Below are 22,866 nucleotides of genomic sequence, written 5' to 3' on the forward strand. Positions count from 1 at the left end.
TCCAGTGCAAGAACTCCGAAAAAATACCCCTGAAAAAAAACTGCCTCTGGGTACAATACCCACTTTTTTCAGAGGTAAAACCTCCCTTATGAAGGGAAACGAGTTCCGGGCTGCACGAGTAGCCTCGGAACTCGCTATTTGTAATTGATTTAGTTATACAAATGACAAGCTGCGAAATGTCCTGGCTCTACTTCTTTCCACACAGGTACGGATGCAGCGCATTCCGGCATTGCTTTCGGGCAACGAGTACGGAAATGGCAACCGCTTGGTGGGTTCATTGGGCTAGGTACATCGCCTTGTAATACAATGCGCTCACGGCTACGCTCAACTTCTGGGTCTGGAATCGGAATTGCAGACAACAGCGCTTGCGTATACGGATGGAGCGGCTTTTCATACAAAGCATCACTTTCTGCCAGCTCAACCATTTTACCCAGGTACATAACCGCTACACGGTCGGAAATGTATTTTACCATGGACAGGTCATGGGCAATGAACATGTAGGTCAAGCCCATTTTTTCTTGCAACTGTTCGAGCAAGTTTACAACCTGTGCTTGTACGGATACGTCCAAAGCAGAGATCGGCTCGTCACACACGATGAATTTTGGCTCTACTGCCAATGCACGGGCAATTCCGATACGTTGGCGCTGACCACCTGAAAACTCGTGTGGGAAGCGGTTCATATGCTCAGGATTCAAGCTCACCAAGGAAAGCAGCTCCTGGATGCGCTCTTTGCGCTTCTGACCAGTCGCCAGGCCATGAATATCCAGCGCCTCGCCAATGATATCCCCGACTGTCATACGCGGATTCAAGGATGCGTAAGGGTCTTGGAAAATCATTTGCATGTTGCGGCGCATCGCCTTCATTTCTTGCTGGTTCAAATCCATGATGCTCTTGCCTTCAAACAGGACGTCCCCTTCAGTCGCATCATACAGTCTCAAGATGGTACGACCGGCAGTGGACTTTCCACAGCCTGACTCTCCTACTACGCCCAATGTTTCTCCACGTTTGATCTCAAACGAGATATCATTCACAGCTTTCAGAGTATTATCACCAATCGAAAAGAACTTTTTCAGATTACGTACTTCAATCAAATTTTCACGTTTATCCACTGATATCCCTCCTTCTACGCACGGTTCTGAGCAAGCGGATGCTGAAGCCAACAAGCTGCTCGCTGAGTCGTACTGATGTCGTTCAGCTCAGGATCGATCTCTTGGCACACACGCATCGCAGATTCACAACGCGCGGTGAATCCACAGCCAACTGGTGGACGAAGAAGGTCTGGTGGCGTACCAAAAATTGGTGTCAGTGGCTCGTCACGGTTCAAGTCAAGACGTGGTACCGAGCGAAGCAAGCCTTTGGTGTAAGGATGTTGCGGATTGTAGAAAATATCGTCAACTGTTCCTGTCTCGATCACTTTTCCTGCGTACATAACGATTACGCGGTCACACATCTCAGCAACAACACCAAGGTCATGCGTGATCAAGATAATGGATGTGCCTGTTTTCTTTTGCAATTCTTTCATCAGGTCCAAAATTTGCGCCTGAATCGTTACGTCCAAAGCTGTCGTCGGTTCATCCGCGATCAACAGCTTCGGCGAACAGGCGAGGGCAATCGCGATCATCGCACGTTGACGCATACCGCCAGAGAACTCGTGTGGATATTGCTCCACACGTTTCTCAGGTTGCGGAATACCAACCATAGTCAACAGTTCAATAGCACGATCACGTGCTGCAGATTTCGACATGTTTTGGTGCTTGATCAAGCCTTCGGTAATTTGGCTACCGATGGTCATTGTTGGGTTCAAGGAAGTCATTGGATCTTGGAAGATCATCCCGATATCTTTACCGCGGATCGATTCCATTTCTTTTTTCGACTTCTTGACGATATCCTCGCCATTGAAGAGAATTTGCCCTTGTTTAATTTCACCTGGAGGCATTGGAATCAGCTTCATGAGGGTTTGGGCGGTTACGGATTTACCGCAACCGGACTCCCCTACAATCGCTACAGCCTCTCCGCGGTTGACGTGAAAATTCACACCGCGGACTGCTTTTACTTCACCTGCATACGTATGGAAGGATACATGCAGGTCTTTTACATCAAGAATGCGTTCCATAACGACTATCCCTCCTATTTACGCAGGCGTGGGTCTACAGCATCGCGCAGACCGTCACCGAACAAGTTAAATGCCAAGATGGTCACGGAAATAAAGATTGCCGGGAATGTCAAACGCCATGGATAGTACTTCATGGCCGGCAAGCCCTCATTGGACATCGTTCCCCACGATGCAATCGGTGCCGAAACCCCTAACCCGATAAAGGACAAGAAGGATTCTGCGAAAATCGCGGAAGGTACAGTCAAGCTCAACGTTACGATGATTGGACCCAAAGCATTTGGAATCAAGTGTTTGAAGATCAGACGGTTTGCGTCAGCACCAAGGGAGCGCGCTGCCAGTACAAACTCTTGGTTTTTCAATTGAAGGATCTGACCACGCACAATCCGGGCCATACCGATCCATCCCGTTATCGTCAAGGCAAGAATAATCGTTCCAACACCAGGCTCTAAAACAACCATCAACAAAATAACAACCAGCAGGTAAGGAATCGCAAACAAAATATCTGCGAAACGCATCATCAATTCATCTACTCTACCGCCATAGAAACCTGCGATACCGCCCCAGATCACACCAATGATCAGGTCAATGAACGCTGCGGCAAGACCTACTTGCAGAGAGATTCGTGCACCGTACCAAATACGTTCAAATACGTCACGACCTAGGTCATCTGTGCCAAACCAGTGTTCAGCAGACGGCTTTTTGTTCTTGCCAGCCAGATCCGTCGTAAAATAATCTTGTGGAGTTAACCATGGGATCACAATGGCACATACGATCAACGCAGCAATGAAGATCATAGAAATCATTGCGACTTTATTCATTCTCAAACGACGCCAAACGTCAGACCAAAAAGAGAGACTTGGGCGCTTAATTGCTTCAGCTTGACGTAGGTCAACGGAAATTGGCTCGAAATGTTCTTTAGTCAAGTTTTGCACGTGTCATTACTCCTTTCCTGCGTCCGAAAGTTTGATCCGTGGGTCTACCAAGGTGTATGCGATGTCAACAATCAGAATCATCACAACTAGGATAATGGAGTAGAACACGGTCGTACCCATGATTACTGTATAGTCGCGGTTTGTAATAGACAAAACGAATTCGCGACCAAGACCAGGAACACCGAAAATACGTTCAATAACGAATGCCCCTGTCAAAATACCAGCAATCAGTGGACCCAGGTAAGTAACAACTGGCAAAAGCGCATTACGGATTGCGTGCTTTACTGTAATGGTAAAAGTATGCAGGCCTTTTGCTTTTGCTGTTTTGATGTAATCTTGCCCCATAACTTCAATCATATTGGAACGCGTCAAACGCGCGATAAATGCCATCGGTGATGCGGCGAGTGCCAATGATGGAAGGATGGTGTATTCGAATCCTTCCCATTTCGCGATTGGAAACCAGCCCAAATTAATAGCGAAAATGTATTGGTAAAAGGACGCCAAAATAAAGCTTGGTACCGATAATCCCAAAACGGCGATGACCATTGCGGAATAGTCTTGCCATTTATTATGGTTTAGCGCTGCGATAACCCCTAGCGTAATCCCTCCGAAGATAGCGAGCAATAAAGCTTGTGCTCCCAAGTGAGCTGAAACTGGGAAACCACGATTAATCATGTCGTTAACAGTTGAAGATTTCTCCGTAAACGACGGACCAAGTTCCCATGTTGCTACACCCTTCAAATATTCAAAGTATTGTTCGTGCAACGGCAGGTTCAGCTTGTACTTTGCCTCTAGTGCTGCCTTAATTTCCGGCGGGACCTGCTTCTCGGATGTAAATGGACCACCTGGTACTGCTTTCATGATGAAGAAGGTGGCCGTTACAATTAAGAAGAGCGAGATGAGCATAAAAATGATGCGCTTACCGAGATAACGGATCAACTAACTTACCCCCTTGGTAGATTTTTGATTGCTTTCACGTCCCATGTTTACACTGCGGAACGCTGCCGACACAGTGTAAAAATCGGCTGTGTAAATAACCCTTAGATCTCTTGCAGTAAAGCTTCTCTCTCTATTTTTTCTTTGCTGGCAATCATACCAGCTGGTATTTATGGGAAGGGCTTGCATAGCAGAGGGTATATGTTGCAACCATATACCCTCTGCCGCAAATCCCGTTTCCTTCGTTATGAAATTACTCGATGTAAGCGCCTTTCCAATCCACGTCACCCAGGCCAGTTTGGTGAACGCCTTTCACTTCTGGCTTCTGTACCCAAGATTGCGTGTAGAAGTAAATTGGCATGATTGGCATTTCATCCATTAGGATTTGCTCTGCATCTGCCAAAATTTTCTTGCGTTTCTCGAGGTCTGGCTCCTGAGCAGATTGGTTCAACAACTCTTTATATTTTGCATTCTCCCAACGCGTATCGTTGTTTCCACCCATTTTATCCTTGTAGAGCTCCAGGAAGTTGATTGGGTCATTGAAGTCACCCAGCCAGCCCATCCGTCCAATCTGGAAGTTACCCTCATGCATGTCTTCCAGGTAAACTTTCCATTCTTTGTTCTCGAGTTTCACATCTACTCCGAGATTTTTCTTCCATTGGTCTTGGATGGCCTCAGCAATCTTCTTGTGAGCCTCAGATGTGTTGTAGGACAAGGTAATCGGTGGCAGCTTGCTCAAGCCAGCCTCTTTCAGTCCCTCTTCCAAAAGCTTTTTCGCATTTTCTATATCCTTGTCTTTGAAATAGCCATTTGGATTCAGCACCATGGATGGAGGAACAGCGCCAGTTGCCGGGATTTGACCCGTTTGGAGAATGTTGTCGATCAAGCCTTGGCGATCGATCGAGTAGGCAAATGCTTTTCTCACTTTAATGTTATTAAATGGCGGCTTTTCGGTATTGAACTTGTACCAGTACGTACCAGCGATTGGATTGGTTTGAATCTTGCCTTGCTCTTTCAATGCTGGAATCGCATCTGTTGGCAAAGCACTCATAGGTGCGCCAGCCCAGTCGATTTCGCCATTTTCGAACATGGAGAGCTCTGTATTTTCGTCTTCTACCATGGAGAATTCGATTTTGTCGAGCTTTACATTGTCTTTATCCCAGTAATTTTCGTTCTTCACGAGCACCATCTTGCTCTTGTGCTCCCAAGATTCGATTTTGAAAGGTCCGTTACCGACGTGCGAACTTGCTTCGCCTGCCCACTTCGGATTTGCATCAATTACTTTTTTGTTAACTGGGAAGTAGGTACGGAATGCGAGCAATTCTAGGAAGTATGGAGTCGGATTCTCCAGCTTAACTTCCAGTGTCTTATCGTCAAGTGCCTTCACGCCTACTTCATCAAGCTTTGCTTCGCCCTTGTTTGCTTTTTCACCATTCTTCACGTAGTACAGCTGATATGCGTAGTTGGAAGCTGTTTTTGGATCGAGAGCACGCTTCCAAGCATACTCAAAGTCATGTGCTGTTACAGGATCACCATTGCTCCATTTCGCTTCTCTGATTTTAAATGTGTACGTTAGCTTATCATCAGAGACGGTATAGCTCTCAGCAGCAGCTTCATGCGGCTTATCGTCGGTTCCAATGCGGGTCAAGCCATCAAAGGTTGCCAAGATAATCGCGCCTGAAGTCGTGTCCTCTGCCAGCCCTGGATCAGTTGTAGGTGGCTCCGAGTGCAGGTTCATCTTTAAAACTTGTGGCTTTTTCTCAGCCGCTGGAGTTGCAGGCTGTGAAGGTGCTGGTGTTTCTCCTGGCGGTGGAGCGGCAGCTGGTTGACCTCCTCCGCACCCTGCCAGGGCAGTTCCTAATACAGCAATCGAGCTCACAAGTGCAAACACATTCTTTTTCAACGCAATAACCCCCAGTTTTCTTTTTTGTCTTTTTTCTGAAAATAAAGGACGAAAAAAAATGAAAACTACGCGAAGCTGCTTGACTTCGGCTGGAAGGCATCAACCCCTTTCATTGCAGGGTCACCTCGTCGTCTTGAACGAAAGAGAAGGTGTCTTTGTACTGCTTCAGTTCCAGTGAAACGTCCGCAGCTGCAATTCCTTCAATTTGAGAGAGTCGTTCGTTAACAAAGGTGATCAGCTCATCATTACTATGGAAACACGCTTGGATAATCAAGTCGTGCTTACCGCTATAAGCGCCTACAAAGCGTACTGCAGAAAATTTGCTTAATTTTTCTGCCACTTCTTTCTGCAAACCTAGCTTTGTGGTTAACCCGATGATAACCTGCACATGTAATCCTAATTTCTCTGGATCGGGTTGAATTACGAATTGGAAGACACCGTCTTGCAAAAGACGAGTGATGCGCGATCGAATTGTTCCTTCGCTCACGCCTAGTTGATGGGCGATTTCTGTATATGGGATACGCCCATCTTCATGGAGGATTTGCAGAATCTGTCTGTCGACATGGTCCAGCTTTTTCATAAATACGATTTTCTGAGAACCTCCATCATTTTTTTACGAATTTCGCAATAATCTTTTACAAACAGTCTAATACAATAAAAGTAATCGGAAATGATAGCGGTGTCAACGAAATTTGACAAGTAGAATTATAAAACTTTATAAAGTCAATCCGAACAGTAAAATAAATTTTATACAATAAAGAACGACTTATATCTTACTATTGAATATGAAAAACTAGATTTAATCAACAATATTTTTTCGAGAAACTGTATTTTTACTCATAAAACAAGGCGTGCTCATGTGCTGTGCACGCCTTGTTTTATTTGATTAATCAACTAATTACCAGACAATCTATGCTTCGATAATTTTATAAATCAACGGTTGTTTTTCGTCGATTGCCGTCGAAATCTGGAAGGCACCTTCCATTTCTTTCAAGGCACTTTGCAGAAGCTGGTCTTCGTTAGCATGGATGGTGACCAAAACTTCTCCAGCCTTCACCTGATCCCCGCGTTTTTTGTGCAGAACAAGACCTACTGCCAAGTCAATTGGCATTTCTTTTGTCAATCTGCCAGCACCCAAGACAACAGAAGCATGACCGATTGCTTCTGCATCAATCGCACTTACAAAGCCGTCCTGTTCGGCTGTAACGGTATGAATGATCTTTGCTTGCGGCAGACGAGACAACTCATAGACGTCCTGCTTATTGCCGCCTTGAGCCTCTACCATTTCCGCCAGTTTATCCACTGCTTTTCCGGAAGCCATCAGGTCTTCGAGCTTCTTACGTCCTTCTTCCACATCCGTAACAAGCCCACCCATAACAAGCATGCGGGAACCAATAGCCAATACCAGCTCGGTCAAATCGCGAGGGCCTTTACCTGCAAGTGTCTCTACCGCTTCTTTCACTTCCAGTGCATTGCCCACGGCAAAACCAAGCGGCTGGTTCATATCGCTGATAACCGCCACCGTTTTACGTCCTACTTGACTACCGATTGCAACCATCGCATTTGCTAATGTTTCTGCCTCTTCAATGCTTTTCATGAAAGCGCCCTTCCCTACTTTTACGTCAAGCAGGATGGCATCTGCCCCAGCGGCAATCTTCTTGGACATAATGGAGCTTGCAATCAACGGCACAGCTTCTACAGTAGCTGTCACGTCACGCAGAGCATACAGCTTCTTGTCTGCAGGTGTCAGGTTGCCAGACTGTCCGATTACGGACACGCCAATATCACGCACCTGCTGCAAAAATTGCTCGCGTGTGCGTTCTACTTCAAAACCTGCGAAGGACTCCAGCTTGTCGATAGTGCCTCCGGAGTATCCGAGACCTCTTCCAGACATCTTTGCCACAGGAATACCTGCTGCCGCTACCAACGGCGCAACAACAAGAGTAGTTTTGTCCCCTACTCCGCCTGTACTGTGCTTGTCTACCTTAATTCCTTGCAGGGAAGACAGGTCAAGCTGTTCGCCTGATCCTGCCATTGCCAAGGTTAGATCTCCTGTCTCTCTCGCAGTCATGCCTCGGAAAAAGACTGCCATTGCCCATGCGGACATCTGGTAGTCAGGAATGCTTCCATCTGTATAGCCTGTCACCAGAAATTGAATCTCTTCTGATGTCAGTTCTCCGCCATCACGTTTTTTGGCGATCATATCGACCATACGCATTGTTAATCCCTCCGAATCCGTTACTTACATCTTGGCTACGATACCGTTTACCAGAGCCAGGAATTGCGATTTTACCTTTTCTGTCGTTTCCATTACTTCATCATGGGACAGAGGCTGTTCCAAAATACCTGCTGCCATGTTGCTAATGCACGAAATACCAAGTACCTTCACACCCATGTGTCGTGCGACGATTACTTCTGGTACAGTGGACATCCCTACAGCATCTCCACCCAACAGGCGAAGCATACGGATTTCCGCAGGAGTTTCGTAGGTAGGACCTAACAGACCTGCGTATACACCTTCACGTAGCTGGATTCCTTGCTCGGAAGCAACTTCATGAGCCAGCTTGCGGAGCTGTTTGGAATAAGCCTCAGACATATCTGGGAAACGCGCTCCCAATTGTTCATCATTTGCACCGATCAATGGATTGCGGAACGTCATGTTGATGTGATCGGAAATCAGCATGAGGTCGCCTGGATTGTAGCCTTCGTTAATTCCGCCAGCCGCATTGGTCACAATAATGGTTTCAACGCCGAGCAGCTTCATGACACGGATTGGGAAAACAACGGCATCCAGTCCATGTCCCTCATAAAAGTGGAAACGACCTTGCATCGCAACGACTTGCTTGCCTTGCAGCTTTCCAATCACGAGTTGTCCTTTGTGGCCGACAACGGTGGACACAGTGAACCCAGGAATTTCATGATAAGGGATGATCACTGGATTTTCGATTTCATCTGCCAAAACACCCAGCCCTGATCCGAGTACGAGACCAATGGTTGGTTTTTCTGTTAGTTTCGGTTCGATATATGCTACTGCATCATGGAAATTTGCCAATTTAACTCTCTCCTTTTTTGTGTTTCTTCTATTATATAAATGTTTATTTTTGCTTAACCTTTATAAATGATTGAGGAAGCTTTTCCCAATCACCGGAGCAGTTACTTCAAAATTGTCTGCGATAGTCGCACCCAAGTCCGCAAATGTTTCACGGATACCCAAATGTTCTCCAGCTTGAATACCCTTGTGGTAGACAAGCAACGGAACGTATTCTCTGGTATGGTCACTGCCATGATGTACAGGATCGTTTCCATGGTCTGCCGTGATTACCAGCAAATCATTTTCTTGTAGCGCTTCCAAAAGCTCTGGAATACGAGCGTCGAACTCCATCAAAGCGTGACCATACCCTTCTGGATCGCGGCGATGACCGAACTTCGCATCGAAGTCCACGAGGTTGACAAAAGAAAGACCCGTAAACGATAGTTTCATCGTGCCCAGAATTTGATCTACACCGTCCATGTTATCTTTGGTACGGATAGATTGGGTAACTCCCTCTTCTGCGTAAATGTCGCTGATTTTGCCAATGGCAATAGAAGCAAGGCCAGCATCTTGCAGACGATTCATGACTGTCGGAGCAAATGGTTTCACGGAATAATCGTGACGATTTGCTGTACGGCTAAAATTACCTGGCTGTCCAACAAATGGGCGTGCAATGACACGAGTAACGGCAAACTCATCACGAAGCGTCAACTCACGAGCTACCTCGCAAATATGGTACAGCTCTTCAAGCGGAACAACCTCTTCGTGGGCTGCCACCTGGAAAACACTGTCCGCAGATGTATAGACAATCACTGCACCCGTATTCATATGCTCTTGGCCAAGCTCGTCGAGAATGTCCGTCCCAGAAGCGACCTTGTTCCCGAGCACTTTGCGGCCAATACGTTGCTCAAATTCCGAGATCAACTCTTGTGGAAATCCGTCTGGATAGGTGTTAAACGGAGTAGACACATGCAGACCCATGATTTCCCAATGACCAGTCGTCGTATCTTTCCCCATGGAGATTTCCTGCATTTTCCCATAATGGGCCATAGGAGTTGCTACTGGCGCAACGTTTTGGAGTGGTGCTATATTTCCCAAACCTAATTTTTGCAAGTTGGGCAATGAAAACCCTGCAACTCGTTCCGCAATATGACCCAAGGTGTTCGCTCCTGCATCATTGAACTTAGGCGCATCAGGTTGTTCGCCAATCCCTACGCTGTCCATGACGATCAAAAAAACTCGTGAATACTGCATCTTAACGCCTCCTGTTTACCAGTCATTCGAATTCCATAATCAAGTCGTCAGACGTCTGACCTGATTCAGAAAATTTTTCTCCGCCCGACAATCAGGCGGAGTCGATCGTTTTTTCATACTCATGCTCGCGGATGCGTCTTGGCATAGATGTCCTTAATCCGCGTTCTGGTCACATGTGTGTAAATCTGGGTGGTTGAAATATCAGCATGCCCAAGCATCTCCTGAACAGAGCGCAAATCGGCTCCATTTTCCAGCAAGTGAGTGGCAAAAGAGTGGCGAAGCGTATGGGGTGTAATCTCTGCACGGATGTTTGATTTTTGGGCATATCGTTTAATAATTTTCCAAAAACCTTGCCGTGTAATTTGTTTGCCCAAGTGATTCAGAAATAATGCAGTATCGCCAGTTCCTTTTACCAGCTTGGGACGCCCTGCCTGCAAATAGTGGCGAACCATTTGAATGGCAACCGAGCCTAACGGAATGATTCGCTCTTTTGATCCTTTTCCCAAGCATTTGACAAAGCCCATATCCAGATTCACATCAGCACTATCCAGATTGACTAACTCCGAGACACGAATGCCTGTCGCATATAAAAGCTCAAGCATCGCCTTGTCCCGCAGCCCGGCAGGATGATTGACAGGAGGACTTTCCAAAAGACGTTCCACTTCCTCAACAGAGAGCACTTTCGGTAAGCGTTTCTCGATTTTCGGTGTTTCTAGATGAATGGATGGATCTTTATCTATGTACTTATCCCGAATGAGAAACTGATAAAATGCTCGTATCGATGCCATATTGCGAGAAAGCGTTGCTGTAGCACGTCCTTTTTCCCGTAAAACAAGCAAGTAACCAATGATGTGCGTCCGAGTAGAATCCTCTATTCGAGAGACACCTTGCTCCTGTAAGTACGAGGTAAAGGCCACCATATCCCGTTGATAGGATTCCAGGGTATTTCTCGATAACCCTTTCTCCACAGTCAGGAAATGAATAAACTGATCAATCAGACTGTCCATGAAGCTGTCCCCTTCAGCTGATAAGTATCGTGTATTGCTTTCCACAAAGAAAAAGAAACTCCTGCTTCTCCAGATAAAAAACTCAAACTCGCATTACTCTCCTGTTAAAAAGAAGAGCTGCAGTCGTGCGACATAACCGTCAAAATCCTGTGCCTGAGAGGTATTGATGACTTTTACTACCTTCACCGCATTCCCATGTGGTTCTTGATAAGGGTTTGCCGGGAGAAATTTGTCCGCCAGCAAGGTAATGATGCCGTAGGAGAGCAAGGTGCAGGTAATGAAAAGAAGCAAGAAACGAAGACCCTCCATCAAGCGGCGATAAGAGACCTTCATCCGTGAGCCTCCTTTCAGACTTTCTTTCATTTATATGCACTTGTCCCTCGCTCCATTCGAATCGATCCTCGCTTAGGATTCCACAGGAATAGGTCTGCCATTACAAAAGCTCCCAAGGAAAAAAGAAAAACTTCTCCGTTCCCAGAGAAGTCGACTTTATTTGAAGTCCTCCACGTTCACTTTATCTACACAACGATTGCAGATCCCGTAGAAGGTCAATCGGTGGTCGGTAATATAAAAGTTGTAAACATTCTTGACTTTCTCTTCTGCTGTGACAAGCAGATCTTCAAAAATTTCATCCACCGTACCACAATTGAGGCAAATGAGGTGATGGTGGTGATAGGCAGCATTATCATCACGAAGATCGTAACGAGCTACACCATCGCCAAAATTCATTTTATGAAGGATCTTCAGTTCGCTCAACAGCTCTAATGTCCTGTATACGGTAGCAAGCCCGATTTCCGGCGCTTTATCCTTCACCAACAAGTAAACATCTTCCGCGCTCAAGTGGTCTTCTTCATTCTCCAACAACACGCGAACAGTGGCTTCACGCTGTGGTGTCAGCTTGTAGTTCTGTGAATGCAACTGCTGCTTAATTTTCTCTAATTTTTCTTCCAACATTAATGCCCCTCCCCGCTCGCATGAAACCTGTTCCTATTATAGTAGAGGGGCATTGAATAAGTCAAATGCATAAGTTATTACCTGAGAATTATTCTTAATTAAGCACAAGCTGCATCAACCTAGGGGAAATGAAGGTTTCAAACAAGGCTGCAATCGTCAATACCGCCAGCATGCTAAGAACAAGAACGGTATAGCCCATAAAATGTGGCATGATGACATCCCTTTTGCTTAGCACTCTCGTTCGTATGAGTCGAAGAGAAAACGAAATTCCGCTGACACCTACAATAAAAAGGGCAGGGACGACCAATAAATTTTGCGGGAGAACACCCACCATGGCAAATGTTACGCCTTGCCATTGGAGTTGACTTACCAAAAATCCGACGGTGAAACCAACCACGACCCCTTTTAAAAAGAGCATCAACAAAATCATAGGCAACCCAATAATGGATAATCCTAGCACCCACATGATCGCTATGGTTTTGGCATAATGACCAAACGCCTGCTGAAAATGGGCACTGGTCTCAAGGATTCCATCACTGCCAAGACTGTTGAAAAAATATTGCAGAAAACCGTACAGCTCCTGCTTCTGTGACAATGGCAGTGAATTGACGAGGACGGCTCCGAAAATAATGCCCATCGTAAACAGGACGATCGTGAACCAGTAGAGTGACTGATGTTCTCTCGCATAGGATTGGATAGTTTGTCCGACTCGTGAACGCACGCTTCGTCGCCTCCCGCTTGGCTGATTACTGTACAGCTTATGCGGACGAGTTCTCCCCTATGACAACCTACATCGGGACGATCTTTCCGTAGGTACCGGCACCGCCCTTTTGGACAGAGAGCTTTCCCTCTCGTGCTTGCACAATAAGCGAAGCAATTTTCTCTCCCACAACACGAGTGAGCTGTTCTTCGTTCACGCGATGCAATACGTTCATCTGTGTACCAAACGACTGATACAGCTTGTCCAACAATTTCGGTCCGACTCCCGGAATGAATTCCAACGGGATTTGCTCGATATAAGGAGGACGGAACGCCGGATGCTGGCCTGCCTCTACATCCGCTAGCTGATCAATGCGGGCTGCAACCCCTCGCACAATTCGTTGGAAGCCGCATTCCGGACATTTGCCTGAGGCATCCGCCGCGAGTAAAGACTGGCAACCTTGGCACGCTGTCTGATGATACTTGCCAAGCTCGGGGTGTAGACCGTAGTTCATACGAACCCCTCTGCCTTCGATACGCTTAATTGCTTTCACCCACTCTGCGAAGGAACGCTCTTGCATATACATCGATTGATATTCCCGGCCTATCTTCGCCAGAGAATGGGCATCTGAGTTTGTGAGAAAGGTTTTGTCATGCAGCTCGGATATGCGGTCCGCCATAATTGTATTCGCACTCAATCCTAGCTCAACCGCATAGATGAGCGAAGGATCGAGCACTTCCGCCATCGAATCCGTACAGCTCCCATACAACCCTTTATGCGGCGTAAAAACATGGGCCGGGATCAAGATTCCCTGCAATTGATCGACACAGGCTTGTAATTCCCTGAGTGATGTGTAGATACGCTGAGAACTCAATTGCACATTTTTGCAGCGTTCTGACAGCCATGCGGTAAATTGCTTCATTTCTTGCAGCTTCGGCAGATAAACGAGGAAATGAGCTGCACCACGCCCCGGCTCCTTGATTTCTACTTCGCACCCCAAGATTAGCAAGGTATCTTTGTAGGAAATTCCTCCATCCACCAGTTCAGTGGCTAATCCCTTTTCCAACAGATCTACGAGCTCATCCTGAACCTCCGGCGAATGTGCATCAATAATCCCGATGACATCCATCCCTTTTTTATCTGAGGCTTCCTCCAAAATTTTGGTGAGAGTCATTTGGCGAGAAGCCGTTATTTTCACAGGTTTACCCGTCCACGTACCGCCGATGTGAATATGCATGTCGCAAAAATAGGAAGAAAGCATCGTACTACCCACGTTCGCGCAGCATTTTGTTTTCCCACGCAAATAATGCCACGACTGTCTTGGCATCACGGATTTCTCCACTTTGATGCAGGGCATGCGCTTCTTCCAGTGTTACTTCCAGCACATCAACGAACTCATCCTCGTCCGGCTTGCTTTCTCCTTTTTTCAAACCAGTGGCCACAAAAACATGTAAAATTTCATCCGCGAAGCCTGGCGATGTATAAAAAGAGCTGAGCGGTGTGTACTGACTCGCAACGTAACCCGTCTCTTCCTCCAGTTCGCGCATTGCACATGCAAGTGGCTCTTCCCCTGGCTCCAGCTTTCCTGCTGGGATTTCCACGATCGTACGCTCCAAGGGCTTGCGGAACTGACGAACCACAACCATTTTGTTATCATCTGTTATCGGCAATACGGCAACCGCCCCTTGATGATTCACGATTTCTCGCTTGGCTGTGTTGCCATTGGGCAGAAGCACTTCATCTACCTTGACCTTAATAATTCTTCCGTCATAAATCGGTTGACTGGAAATGGTTTTTTCATACAAGTGATCATATTTATTCACTGTCGTCATCATCCTTTTTTTCATGAAGTCGTTCTAAATCGTCGATTCCCTCCATAAGTTGGGAGCATAGAACTTGTCCACCCTATTGTATCGGAGGAGAACATGAATGAAAACATATGTTAGCGAAAAGCACTTGCGTATGGTCGGAAAAGCTTGGGAGATCAAGGCTGCACTTCGTTCCTGGTCAAGTAAAGACCTAACGCTTCAAGAGTACTTGATGAAGCGGGCGAATGCGGGGCGTCGTTAACGGTTTGGAAGATGTAGCCCAGACTGTTTTCTACCAAATCGGCAGCCATCCATGCCGTCTGAAAAGGGGCAGGGTCCTCTTGCCAATTTCGCCCCATCGTAGAAAAGGACAAGCCATACCCCTTTTCCAGTGAAGCCAGTTCTGACGGGTCTGGGACTTTTCCCTTTATGAAAATATGCTTCCCTGCAACTTCTATTGCTTTTATTTGCCGTGAAAGGACTTCATCTCTTTCATCCCTGAAAATCGGGATTGTAACCAGGGCAGGACAGAGAGCAAATCTATTTAATATCGATACGCTATGATGACTGACACCGTAATGCCTGGTACGTGGGTCCCCAAAGCTGATTCTAGGAATAAAAAAGGGTGTTCCTCCAAGAGTGGCTACGGCATGAATGACCTCAGCTAATTGAATTCCCGAAAAGCCATAAGGTGTACCCGTTCCCGCTACCCCAGGTCCGAGCATACAAACAATGATATCAGCATGCTCTACATGGCGTGCTGCCAGCAAGCCACTATGAATTGTCAACGACTCACGATCTCCGCCCCACGCATGACCTGTCGTCACTGTCGCAGCCAAGCTCCCGTTTACTTTTAATTGATGGACATGCTGACTCAAGGCAATCGGCAAGGATGCGCCGTCTGGCATGACATATACGATACGGGCATTTGGATTTTTTTTATGCAAAGCAAGGACAGCAACAGGTAGAAGACTGTGTAGCTCGCCGATCAAAACAGGGGTACCTTCCAAGGATAAATCTTCTTGCACAAACAAAGGGTGGTACGGGCTGGCCTGTTCTTCTACCGAATCTACCGCGAGCTGCCATGGCGAATAGCGCATTTTCATCACATGCCCCCACTCATTCGGAAGGACATCCGTTTCCTCTGGTTGAGTAATCTTTCCTACGACAAAATGATACCCGCCTGTCCCCAATTCCAATCGAACAGCGGTTGTATTGATCAAAAGTAAATCGCCACTTTTATAATCCTCCTGCAAAAAAGACAGCACTCTCTCCATTTTGTATCCAGCAACCGATTCTGTCCGGACTTCGAGTATCTGCATCCCTGTTTGCTTTTCTAGAACTTTTTGGACCGTCCCCACCGTCAAACGAAGCACCCAGCTTCCCCCTTTCATTCCTGCCTCGTCCCCGCGCTTTCTATTCAGTCTATGATGAACAGTGGTTGTCTCAATCATGCAAACAAGTGAGCGAACGAACAAAAAGGTCGGAACCCCTCGCAAGGAGATCCGACCTCATTTGGTTACTCTTGTACTTCTGCAATGACAGCAAGCACCAGCTCAGCCGCTTTGTTCAGTTCAGCGATTGGCATGCGCTCGTTTTTTGTATGGATTTCTTCATAGCCGATGGCAAAGTTTACGCTTGGCACGTTGTAGCCGTTAAATACGTTACCGTCGCTTCCGCCGCCGCTTGCAACCAGCTCAGGATTGCGGTCAACGCGTTTAACCGCTGCAATTGCTTTTTGTACAACAGGCGTTTCTTCGTTGAATTTGTAGCCGTGGTACATAAAAATAACGTCATTTTCGCAAGTCGCACCCATCTCGGCTGCCACTTCTTCAAATGCTGATGTCATTTTCTTCACTTGTGCTTCCAGCTTGTCCATAACCAAGCTGCGAGCCTCGGACCAAATTTCCACATAATCCGTTACGATATTGTACGCTTTTCCACCTTCAAAACGCCCGATGTTTGCAGTTGTGTCCGCATCAATACGGCCCAGTGGCATACGGGAAATTGCTTTACTAGCAACTGATATAGCACTGATGCCATCCTCTGGATTCACACCTGCATGCGCTGCTTTACCGTGGATTTTGGTTACGATGCGATATTGTCCAGCACCAGCTACTGTAATTTTTCCAACTGGACCTTCCGAATCGAGGATGAAGCCCATTTCTGCTTTCAGCAGACTGGAATCCATTGCCCGGGAGCCTACAAGTCCAGACTCTTCTCCCACAGTCAATACGACTTGGATCGTTGGATGTGGCAAGTTTTGCTCTTTCATGCTGCGAATGCCTTCAAAAATCGCGGCGATTCCTGCTTTGTCATCCGCACCGAGGATCGTCGTTCCATCGGAATAGATGTAGCCATCGCGAATTTGTGGCTTGATTCCGTTTCCTGGTACAACCGTATCCATATGACTGCTAAACAGAATAACTGGACCTTTTCCAGTTCCCTCCAAGGTTGCGATCAGATTGTTGGCACCGTGTCCGGTTTTCGCTGCTGCGTCATCCTCTTCTACGGTAAAGCCCATCGCAATCAGTTTTTCTTTGAGTACCTTGTTGATCTCTGCTTCGTTCTTCGTTTCACTGTCAATTTGGACGAGCTCTAAAAATTCATTTAACAAACGCTCTTGGTTGATCGTACTCACACTCGTTACCTCCTGATCGTACTGCCCGATTTTGGTACATATTCACAAGTTCCAGTATACCGCAAAAAAATTTTTTCTACTACGTAAACGGCTATGATTCTTTCGGATATTGGCATAGCTCATACAAAACGCCATTTGCTGCCTTCGGATGCAAAAATCCAATCAGCGCATCGTGCGCACCCGCTTTGGGGACCTCGTGAATGAGAGGTACTCCTTGCTCTTTTAATGTGGCTAGACGACCCGTAACGTCATCCACATCAAAAGCAATGTGGTGAATGCCTTCTCCGCGTTTTTCCATAAATTTTGCTATCGGACTCTCATCACTTAGCGGTTCTAGTAATTCAATATGACTTTCCCCGATCTTTAAAAATGCCACTTGTACTTGTTCGCTCTCTACGATTTCAGTTCCAACCAACTCCAATCCCAATTGCTCGGTGTAAAAGGGAAGCGTCTTTTCCAAGCTTTTTACCGCAATGCCGATATGGGCAATTTTTTTCGGTGCGCTCACGAATCATCATCCTTTTGTAAGTGGTTGTCTCATTGGCTACATTTCGGTACAATTTCAGCATGGACGAAAAAAAGAAAGCCAATGATATCCTTTTCTTCATTCTAGCACAGCCACTTACAGAATCACCTGATAAATTCCTCAACCCTGAAAGGAGGTTTGATTAGAATGAGACACCAATCGCTCTTTGCAAAAATCCTGATCGGCATTCTAATACTCTCACTCATCGTTCCCACGTTTTTTTACTTTCAATAAACGAGTGATGATAAACAGTTAAAAACCCCTTTCCGACAGAAAAGCGGAAAGGGGTTTTTCGTTGTCCCAGCTAGTTTTTATTTGTGAACGAATACGCTGGAAGTTTTCGCATCCCAGCCGACTTTGTAACCAAGATTATCCGTAACCGTACGGATTGGGATCATTGGCATGCCGTTTTTCAGGACAACAGGTGTTGGCAATTGGATTTCCGTTTTGCCTACTTTAGCTGTTTTCGAGCCAACTGTAAACTTCACAACCTTGGTTCCACTGATAACAGCAACACTTGTATTGTTCCATTGCGTAGTCAGTGCCAGTGCTTCTTTAAAGAATTGGGCTGGAACCATGGTCGTATTTCCATCTGCAATGTAAGGAGCTACAGAGAGAGGATAGTTTTTGCCATGCAGGGTGAAGTTTGCTGTATTAACTTTAAAGGAAGCCGAGTTCACCGGAATAACAGTCGATGGTTGTTGCGGCTGTTGTGGTGTCGGCGTTGCAGGCTTTGGTTGAGCCGGGGAAGGCATCCCTACACCAACAGCGCGTGCAAACAGCAAGCCTCTTTCTTCGGAAGTAAATACGCTGATGCTATATGTGTTTTTCACAGCAGGGTTTACGATGTTCGCTGCTGGATTGATCACGATATTAGCGTTTGTTGCCGCAGGAATATCCTGAGACGGATAAATCAGTACGTTTTGTCCACGAACCGCAACGAAATTCGCTCCTACACCGTTTACAGAGATGTTAGCTGGCGCGATGTAAGCCGGTACCTTGTAGCCTACCGGGAATACGATCTCGATGAAATCGCGTTGCTTTTGCAGACCAACACCTAATCCTTTGATTGCCACGTTCACACCCGTTTGCTTGCCAAGTGCATTTTGTGTCAAAGCGATAGTTGCAGTGTTGTTGTTAGTAGCTGTATTTGGTACAGGTACTTGCGTTGTTGGATTGGTTGGGTTGGTTGGCGTCGGGTTCACAGAAGAGCCACCAACACTGAAGGATTTGGATTCCAAGGTTCTTCCGGAAACAGTAGCCTTCAACGTATAGCTGCCAGCCGTTTTTGGATTGGAAATCCACGCTCCATAAGTAACTTCAACCTTCACTCTGCTATTAGCACTGAAGCCGGTTGGCGCTACCAACACGATTCTATTACCGGCTGCAGTTGCTTTTTTCGCTGGTTTCCCATTGAGCAAAAAGTCTGATGCAGTCAAAATACCCGGTACCATGTCAGATGATGGGAATTCGAGAACCAGTTCTCCATCCGCTTTCAATTCTTTGCTGCCAAAGTCAGCATCAAAGGTGTAGCTGGAGCGAGCTCCTGCGCCCGGATCAGACAGGTTTACTGTAAAGCTGTCGGAAGCGCTGCTAGAGCTGGAACCGTTCTTCGTAATTTCAATATCTTCTGATTCGTATGTAGTTCCATCATATTTCACTTTAAAAACATGCTTGCCACTGGAATCAGGGTTCTCGATTCCAGCATCCTTGTCAAATTCCAAGGTGATGTAATCATCTGCGTCTGCACCACTCGGAATTTTGACATCAACCGTACTGCCACTGACACTGACAGATTTCGCTGTATAACCGTTTACTTTTACATCCTCTTCATCAATGCTTGATGGCAGCATGTTTTTCTCTGGGAAAGTGACAGTAATCGTGGAGTTAGTCTCCAGCTCATCACTTCCTTTGAGAGAAATTTTGCCAAGCTTGAGGCTGACTTTTTCTCCTGCTGCTTTGCTGCTCAACGATACGGCGTAATCATTGCTAGACTTGCTGCTGCTGCTCGAGCTGCTTTTTTTGATATCTACATCATCCGATTCCGAATCCTCGTCGCCCGCTTCTACACTTACGCTGTATGAACCTTTGTCATCGGGATTCGTGATACCGCTCGTAATTTTAATCTTAATTTTATCGCCTTTTTCTAAATCTTCATCTGTCTTGATTGTAATTTCTTCTCCATCAACACTTACTTTCTTCACATCGAAGCTAGCATCAATATCATCCGTATCAATGTCATCGTCGATATCATAATCAGAATCGAATTCGATGGTAATGGTTTCTCCACTATCTAGGTCTTCTTCTAGCTTGAATTCAATGGTGTAGTCACTTTCTTTACCTGCACCATCGTTGTCAGCCGTTACCGACAATTTTTCAATAGCATGTGCTTGCTGCGGTACTGACACAAAAGGTGTAGCGGCCAGCGCTGATGCCAGCACTATTGGTAGTGCTTTTTTACTCTTTTCCATGTTTTTCCTCCCATATTTACCCTTTATCTGGAAATTCTCTCTAGCAGGACGCTACCAGTCTACCACAAATGCTATCTGGTGGGAATCTCTTCTATATCATTTATGAGACTTACTGGCTCCAATTGCTAAGACGAAGACGTCTCGGAAAAAGTTACATACGTAATGATCGATTTGGAAAATTTTTTTAGATATTTTTTTATCAAAAAACCAGGTCTTTATCTGACCTGGTTTTTCCACACCCTAGTACAGCTTGGTATCCGGTCCTACATTCTCAAGCTTTTGCTTCACGCTTTGCAGGAATCGTCCACAAATCAGACCATCCAGCACGCGATGATCCAAGGACATGCACAGATTGACCATGGAACGCACTGCGATCATGTCGTTAATGACGACAGGGCGTTTCACAATGGACTCGACACTAAGAATCGCAGCTTGTGGAGCATTGATAATCGGCTGGGACAAAACAGAGCCAAAGGAGCCTGTGTTGTTAACCGTAAAGGTCCCGCCTGTCATGTCATCCATCGTCAATTTTCCTGCACGGGTGCGTGCTGCCAGATCATCAACTGCCTTAGCAATGCCAAGAATGGATTTTTGGTCAGCATGCTTGATGACAGGAACATAGAGAGCATCTTCCGTGGCTACTGCGATGGAGATGTTGATGTCCTTTTTCACGATGATTTTGTCATGTGCCCATGTGGAATTGATCATCGGGTACTCTTTTAACGCTTCCACAACCGCTTTGATAAAGAACGGCAGGAACGTGAGGTTGAGCCCTTCTTTTTTCGCGAATTCACCTTTTGCCTGATTGCGGAAGTTAACGAGATTGGTCACGTCTACTTCGACCATCGTCCAAGCATGTGGAGCTTCATGCTTACTCTGTACCATCCGGCTTGCAATCGTACGACGAATAGAGGTTACAGGGACAACTTGATCACCGCTTGCAACCGGTATATCTACAGAAACAGCAGGAGTCGAAGCAGGTACTGCCGGTGCAGGTGTTGAAACGACAGTAGATTGTTCGACTGCTGCCACTGGAGCCTGCGCGACCGTTTCTTTCACGGTCTCAGTTGGTTTTTGGCCGCCCTCATCGATAATCGCTTGGACATCTTTGCGGGTAATACGACCGCCTGCTCCAGTCCCTACAACGCGGGACAAATCAATGCCATGTTGCTGTGAGAGCATGACAACAGCAGGTGAATAACGTTGTTTTGGTCCATCCATGACTGGTACTTGCTGAATAGATACAGCCGGCGTAGCTGCCTTTGGCTGCTCGTTTGCTGGCGCTTGTGGGGCCGCAGTTTCCGTCGTGCCAGCAGGCGCTGCAGTTGTACCTTCCGCACCACTTTCTTCTTCTATATATAGGATCAACGTACCGACAGCGACTGTCTCACCTTCTGGCACGACGATCTCAGTAACGCGTCCTGAAACAGTAGAAGGAACCTCTGCGTTTACTTTATCCGTCGTCACTTCAGCCAGCGAGTCGTATTTCTTGACCGTGTCGCCTACATTGACCAGCCATTTGCTAATGGTGCCCTCGGTCACGCTCTCTCCGAGCTGGGGCATAAGTACTTTCGTTGCCATGATCCTTGGTCCTCCTCGCCTTAAAAGTTGGCCAGCTCGCGCATTGCTTCCAATACTTTTTCCGGGTTCAGCATAAAGTATTTTTCCATCGGCGGGCTGTATGGCATAGCCGGTACATCTGGACCGCAAAGACGTTTAATCGGTGCATCCAAATCGAACAGGCAATGCTCCGCTACAATGGCAGCTACCTCACCGCCAACGCCGCCTTCTTTGTTGTCCTCGTGTACGATCAATACTTTGCCTGTCTTCGAAGCCGCTTCTACAATCGCTTCCTTATCCAACGGATACAGTGTGCGCAAATCAAGAACATGCGCGCTGATGCCTTCTTGTGCGAGCTTTTCCGCAGCTTGCAGTGCGAAGTGCAGAGTCAAACCGTAGGAGATGACCGTGATGTCTGTACCCTCTCGCTTGACGTCCGCTTTGCCAATCGGCAGCACATAGTCATCCTCAGGCACTTCGCCTTTGATTAAACGATAGCAACGCTTGTGCTCGAAAAAGAGCACAGGGTCCTCGTCGCGAATGGCTGCTTTCAGAAGACCTTTTGCATCATAAGGTGTTGAAGGTGCTACTACTTTCAAACCAGGGGTGTTCGTGAACATCGCTTCCACAGATTGCGAATGGTACAGTGCACCGTGAACCCCGCCGCCAAATGGAGCACGAATCGTGATCGGGCAATGCCAGTCGTTGTTCGAACGATAGCGCATTTTCGCCGCCTCACTGACAATTTGGTTCACAGCTGGCATGATGAAGTCCGCAAACTGAATCTCCGCGATTGGACGCATGCCGTAAGCTGCCGCCCCAATCCCTACACCGACAATAGCGGATTCAGCCAGTGGCGTATCAATCACGCGCTCCTCGCCAAACTCTTCAATCAACCCGTTTGTCGCACGGAAAACCCCACCGCGTACGCCAACGTCTTCTCCGAGGATAAACACATTGGAATCGCGACGCATTTCTTCACGCATCGCCATTGTAATTGCATCAATAAAAGAAATGACTGCCATAAAAG

The 22,866-nt window shown here is 46.7% G+C and carries 21 protein-coding genes; all 21 read right to left on the reverse strand.

Annotation, left to right across the window (positions count from 1 at the left end):
- Positions 1-149 precede the first annotated feature (149 nt).
- The 21 genes from ASG16_RS25460 to ASG16_RS25565 all read right to left on the reverse strand — a co-directional run bounded on the left by ASG16_RS25460 (position 150) and on the right by ASG16_RS25565 (position 22,861).
- Positions 150-1,109 (reverse strand): ABC transporter ATP-binding protein, encoded by a 960-nt coding sequence (locus ASG16_RS25460; RefSeq protein WP_056492656.1) that lies wholly within the window; start codon positions 1,107-1,109, stop codon positions 150-152.
- Between the two features lie 14 nt (positions 1,110-1,123).
- Positions 1,124-2,113: an ABC transporter ATP-binding protein gene (locus ASG16_RS25465; RefSeq protein ID WP_056492653.1), complete on the reverse strand. Its 990-nt coding sequence runs from the start codon at positions 2,111-2,113 to the stop codon at positions 1,124-1,126.
- Positions 2,114-2,127: 14 nt separating this feature from the next.
- Positions 2,128-3,045, reverse strand: a complete 918-nt coding sequence (locus tag ASG16_RS25470) for an ABC transporter permease (RefSeq protein ID WP_056492650.1) — start codon at positions 3,043-3,045, stop codon at positions 2,128-2,130.
- Positions 3,046-3,051: 6 nt separating this feature from the next.
- On the reverse strand, positions 3,052-3,984 hold the full coding sequence (locus tag ASG16_RS25475) for an ABC transporter permease (RefSeq protein ID WP_048032574.1): 933 nt from the start codon (positions 3,982-3,984) through the stop codon (positions 3,052-3,054).
- 250 nt (positions 3,985-4,234) lie between these two features.
- Positions 4,235-5,884, reverse strand: coding sequence for a peptide ABC transporter substrate-binding protein (locus tag ASG16_RS25480; RefSeq protein ID WP_056492647.1), 1,650 nt, complete (start codon positions 5,882-5,884; stop codon positions 4,235-4,237).
- 109 nt (positions 5,885-5,993) lie between these two features.
- Positions 5,994-6,464, reverse strand: a complete 471-nt coding sequence (locus ASG16_RS25485; RefSeq protein ID WP_007720718.1) for an Lrp/AsnC family transcriptional regulator — start codon at positions 6,462-6,464, stop codon at positions 5,994-5,996.
- Between the two features lie 330 nt (positions 6,465-6,794).
- Positions 6,795-8,102: a pyrimidine-nucleoside phosphorylase gene (locus ASG16_RS25490; RefSeq protein WP_056492644.1), complete on the reverse strand. Its 1,308-nt coding sequence runs from the start codon at positions 8,100-8,102 to the stop codon at positions 6,795-6,797.
- A gap of 24 nt (positions 8,103-8,126) precedes the next feature.
- The gene (locus tag ASG16_RS25495; protein WP_056492641.1) at positions 8,127-8,936 is read right to left on the reverse strand and encodes a purine-nucleoside phosphorylase; all 810 of its coding nucleotides are present in this window, start codon (positions 8,934-8,936) and stop codon (positions 8,127-8,129) included.
- A 60-nt stretch (positions 8,937-8,996) separates the two neighbouring features.
- Positions 8,997-10,169, reverse strand: a complete 1,173-nt coding sequence (deoB, locus tag ASG16_RS25500) for a phosphopentomutase (protein ID WP_056492638.1) — start codon at positions 10,167-10,169, stop codon at positions 8,997-8,999.
- A gap of 119 nt (positions 10,170-10,288) precedes the next feature.
- Positions 10,289-11,176 (reverse strand): site-specific tyrosine recombinase XerD, encoded by an 888-nt coding sequence (gene xerD, locus ASG16_RS25505; RefSeq protein ID WP_048032569.1) that lies wholly within the window; start codon positions 11,174-11,176, stop codon positions 10,289-10,291.
- A 93-nt stretch (positions 11,177-11,269) separates the two neighbouring features.
- Positions 11,270-11,509 carry a YqzK family protein gene (locus tag ASG16_RS25510; RefSeq protein ID WP_048032568.1) on the reverse strand — a complete coding sequence of 80 codons (240 nt, stop codon included), beginning with the start codon at positions 11,507-11,509 and terminating at the stop codon, positions 11,270-11,272.
- A 156-nt stretch (positions 11,510-11,665) separates the two neighbouring features.
- A complete protein-coding gene (gene fur / locus ASG16_RS25515) occupies positions 11,666-12,130 on the reverse strand; it encodes a ferric iron uptake transcriptional regulator (protein ID WP_007720739.1) in 465 nt (154 codons plus the stop codon).
- A gap of 94 nt (positions 12,131-12,224) precedes the next feature.
- Positions 12,225-12,851: a stage II sporulation protein M gene (gene spoIIM / locus ASG16_RS25520; RefSeq protein WP_056492635.1), complete on the reverse strand. Its 627-nt coding sequence runs from the start codon at positions 12,849-12,851 to the stop codon at positions 12,225-12,227.
- A gap of 67 nt (positions 12,852-12,918) precedes the next feature.
- The gene (locus tag ASG16_RS25525) at positions 12,919-14,091 is read right to left on the reverse strand and encodes an endonuclease Q family protein (protein ID WP_056492632.1); all 1,173 of its coding nucleotides are present in this window, start codon (positions 14,089-14,091) and stop codon (positions 12,919-12,921) included.
- 4 nt (positions 14,092-14,095) lie between these two features.
- On the reverse strand, positions 14,096-14,653 hold the full coding sequence (locus ASG16_RS25530; RefSeq protein ID WP_007720749.1) for an NUDIX domain-containing protein: 558 nt from the start codon (positions 14,651-14,653) through the stop codon (positions 14,096-14,098).
- A 161-nt stretch (positions 14,654-14,814) separates the two neighbouring features.
- Complete coding sequence (locus ASG16_RS25540) at positions 14,815-16,014, reverse strand: DUF3866 family protein (RefSeq protein ID WP_056493337.1); 1,200 nt, start codon at positions 16,012-16,014, stop codon at positions 14,815-14,817.
- A gap of 143 nt (positions 16,015-16,157) precedes the next feature.
- The gene (locus tag ASG16_RS25545) at positions 16,158-17,279 is read right to left on the reverse strand and encodes a M20/M25/M40 family metallo-hydrolase (protein ID WP_056492629.1); all 1,122 of its coding nucleotides are present in this window, start codon (positions 17,277-17,279) and stop codon (positions 16,158-16,160) included.
- A 91-nt stretch (positions 17,280-17,370) separates the two neighbouring features.
- The gene (gene mce / locus ASG16_RS25550) at positions 17,371-17,787 is read right to left on the reverse strand and encodes a methylmalonyl-CoA epimerase (RefSeq protein WP_056492626.1); all 417 of its coding nucleotides are present in this window, start codon (positions 17,785-17,787) and stop codon (positions 17,371-17,373) included.
- A gap of 329 nt (positions 17,788-18,116) precedes the next feature.
- Positions 18,117-20,276, reverse strand: a complete 2,160-nt coding sequence (locus ASG16_RS25555) for a copper amine oxidase N-terminal domain-containing protein (RefSeq protein WP_056492623.1) — start codon at positions 20,274-20,276, stop codon at positions 18,117-18,119.
- A gap of 240 nt (positions 20,277-20,516) precedes the next feature.
- The gene (locus tag ASG16_RS25560; protein ID WP_056492621.1) at positions 20,517-21,857 is read right to left on the reverse strand and encodes a dihydrolipoamide acetyltransferase family protein; all 1,341 of its coding nucleotides are present in this window, start codon (positions 21,855-21,857) and stop codon (positions 20,517-20,519) included.
- A gap of 20 nt (positions 21,858-21,877) precedes the next feature.
- Complete coding sequence (locus tag ASG16_RS25565) at positions 21,878-22,861, reverse strand: alpha-ketoacid dehydrogenase subunit beta (protein ID WP_007720847.1); 984 nt, start codon at positions 22,859-22,861, stop codon at positions 21,878-21,880.
- Positions 22,862-22,866 lie beyond the last annotated feature (5 nt).

This window comes from Brevibacillus sp. Leaf182 (genome assembly GCF_001423865.2).
Classification (GTDB): Bacteria; Bacillota; Bacilli; order Brevibacillales; family Brevibacillaceae; genus Brevibacillus; species Brevibacillus brevis_C.

Bases quoted from the DNA above. Each gene is read 5' to 3' on its own strand.
- ASG16_RS25490 (WP_056492644.1), bottom strand. From the start codon at position 8,102: ATGCGTATGGTCGATATGATCGCCAAAAAACGTGATGGCGGAGAACTG.
- ASG16_RS25465 (WP_056492653.1), bottom strand. From the start codon at position 2,113: ATGGAACGCATTCTTGATGTAAAAGACCTGCATGTATCCTTCCATACG.
- ASG16_RS25560 (WP_056492621.1), bottom strand. From the start codon at position 21,857: ATGGCAACGAAAGTACTTATGCCCCAGCTCGGAGAGAGCGTGACCGAG.
- ASG16_RS25510 (WP_048032568.1), bottom strand. From the start codon at position 11,509: ATGAAGGTCTCTTATCGCCGCTTGATGGAGGGTCTTCGTTTCTTGCTT.
- deoB (WP_056492638.1), bottom strand. From the start codon at position 10,169: ATGCAGTATTCACGAGTTTTTTTGATCGTCATGGACAGCGTAGGGATT.
- ASG16_RS25525 (WP_056492632.1), bottom strand. From the start codon at position 14,091: ATGCTTTCTTCCTATTTTTGCGACATGCATATTCACATCGGCGGTACG.
- xerD (WP_048032569.1), bottom strand. From the start codon at position 11,176: ATGGACAGTCTGATTGATCAGTTTATTCATTTCCTGACTGTGGAGAAA.
- ASG16_RS25555 (WP_056492623.1), bottom strand. From the start codon at position 20,276: ATGGAAAAGAGTAAAAAAGCACTACCAATAGTGCTGGCATCAGCGCTG.
- ASG16_RS25565 (WP_007720847.1), bottom strand. From the start codon at position 22,861: ATGGCAGTCATTTCTTTTATTGATGCAATTACAATGGCGATGCGTGAA.
- fur (WP_007720739.1), bottom strand. From the start codon at position 12,130: ATGTTGGAAGAAAAATTAGAGAAAATTAAGCAGCAGTTGCATTCACAG.
- ASG16_RS25485 (WP_007720718.1), bottom strand. From the start codon at position 6,464: ATGAAAAAGCTGGACCATGTCGACAGACAGATTCTGCAAATCCTCCAT.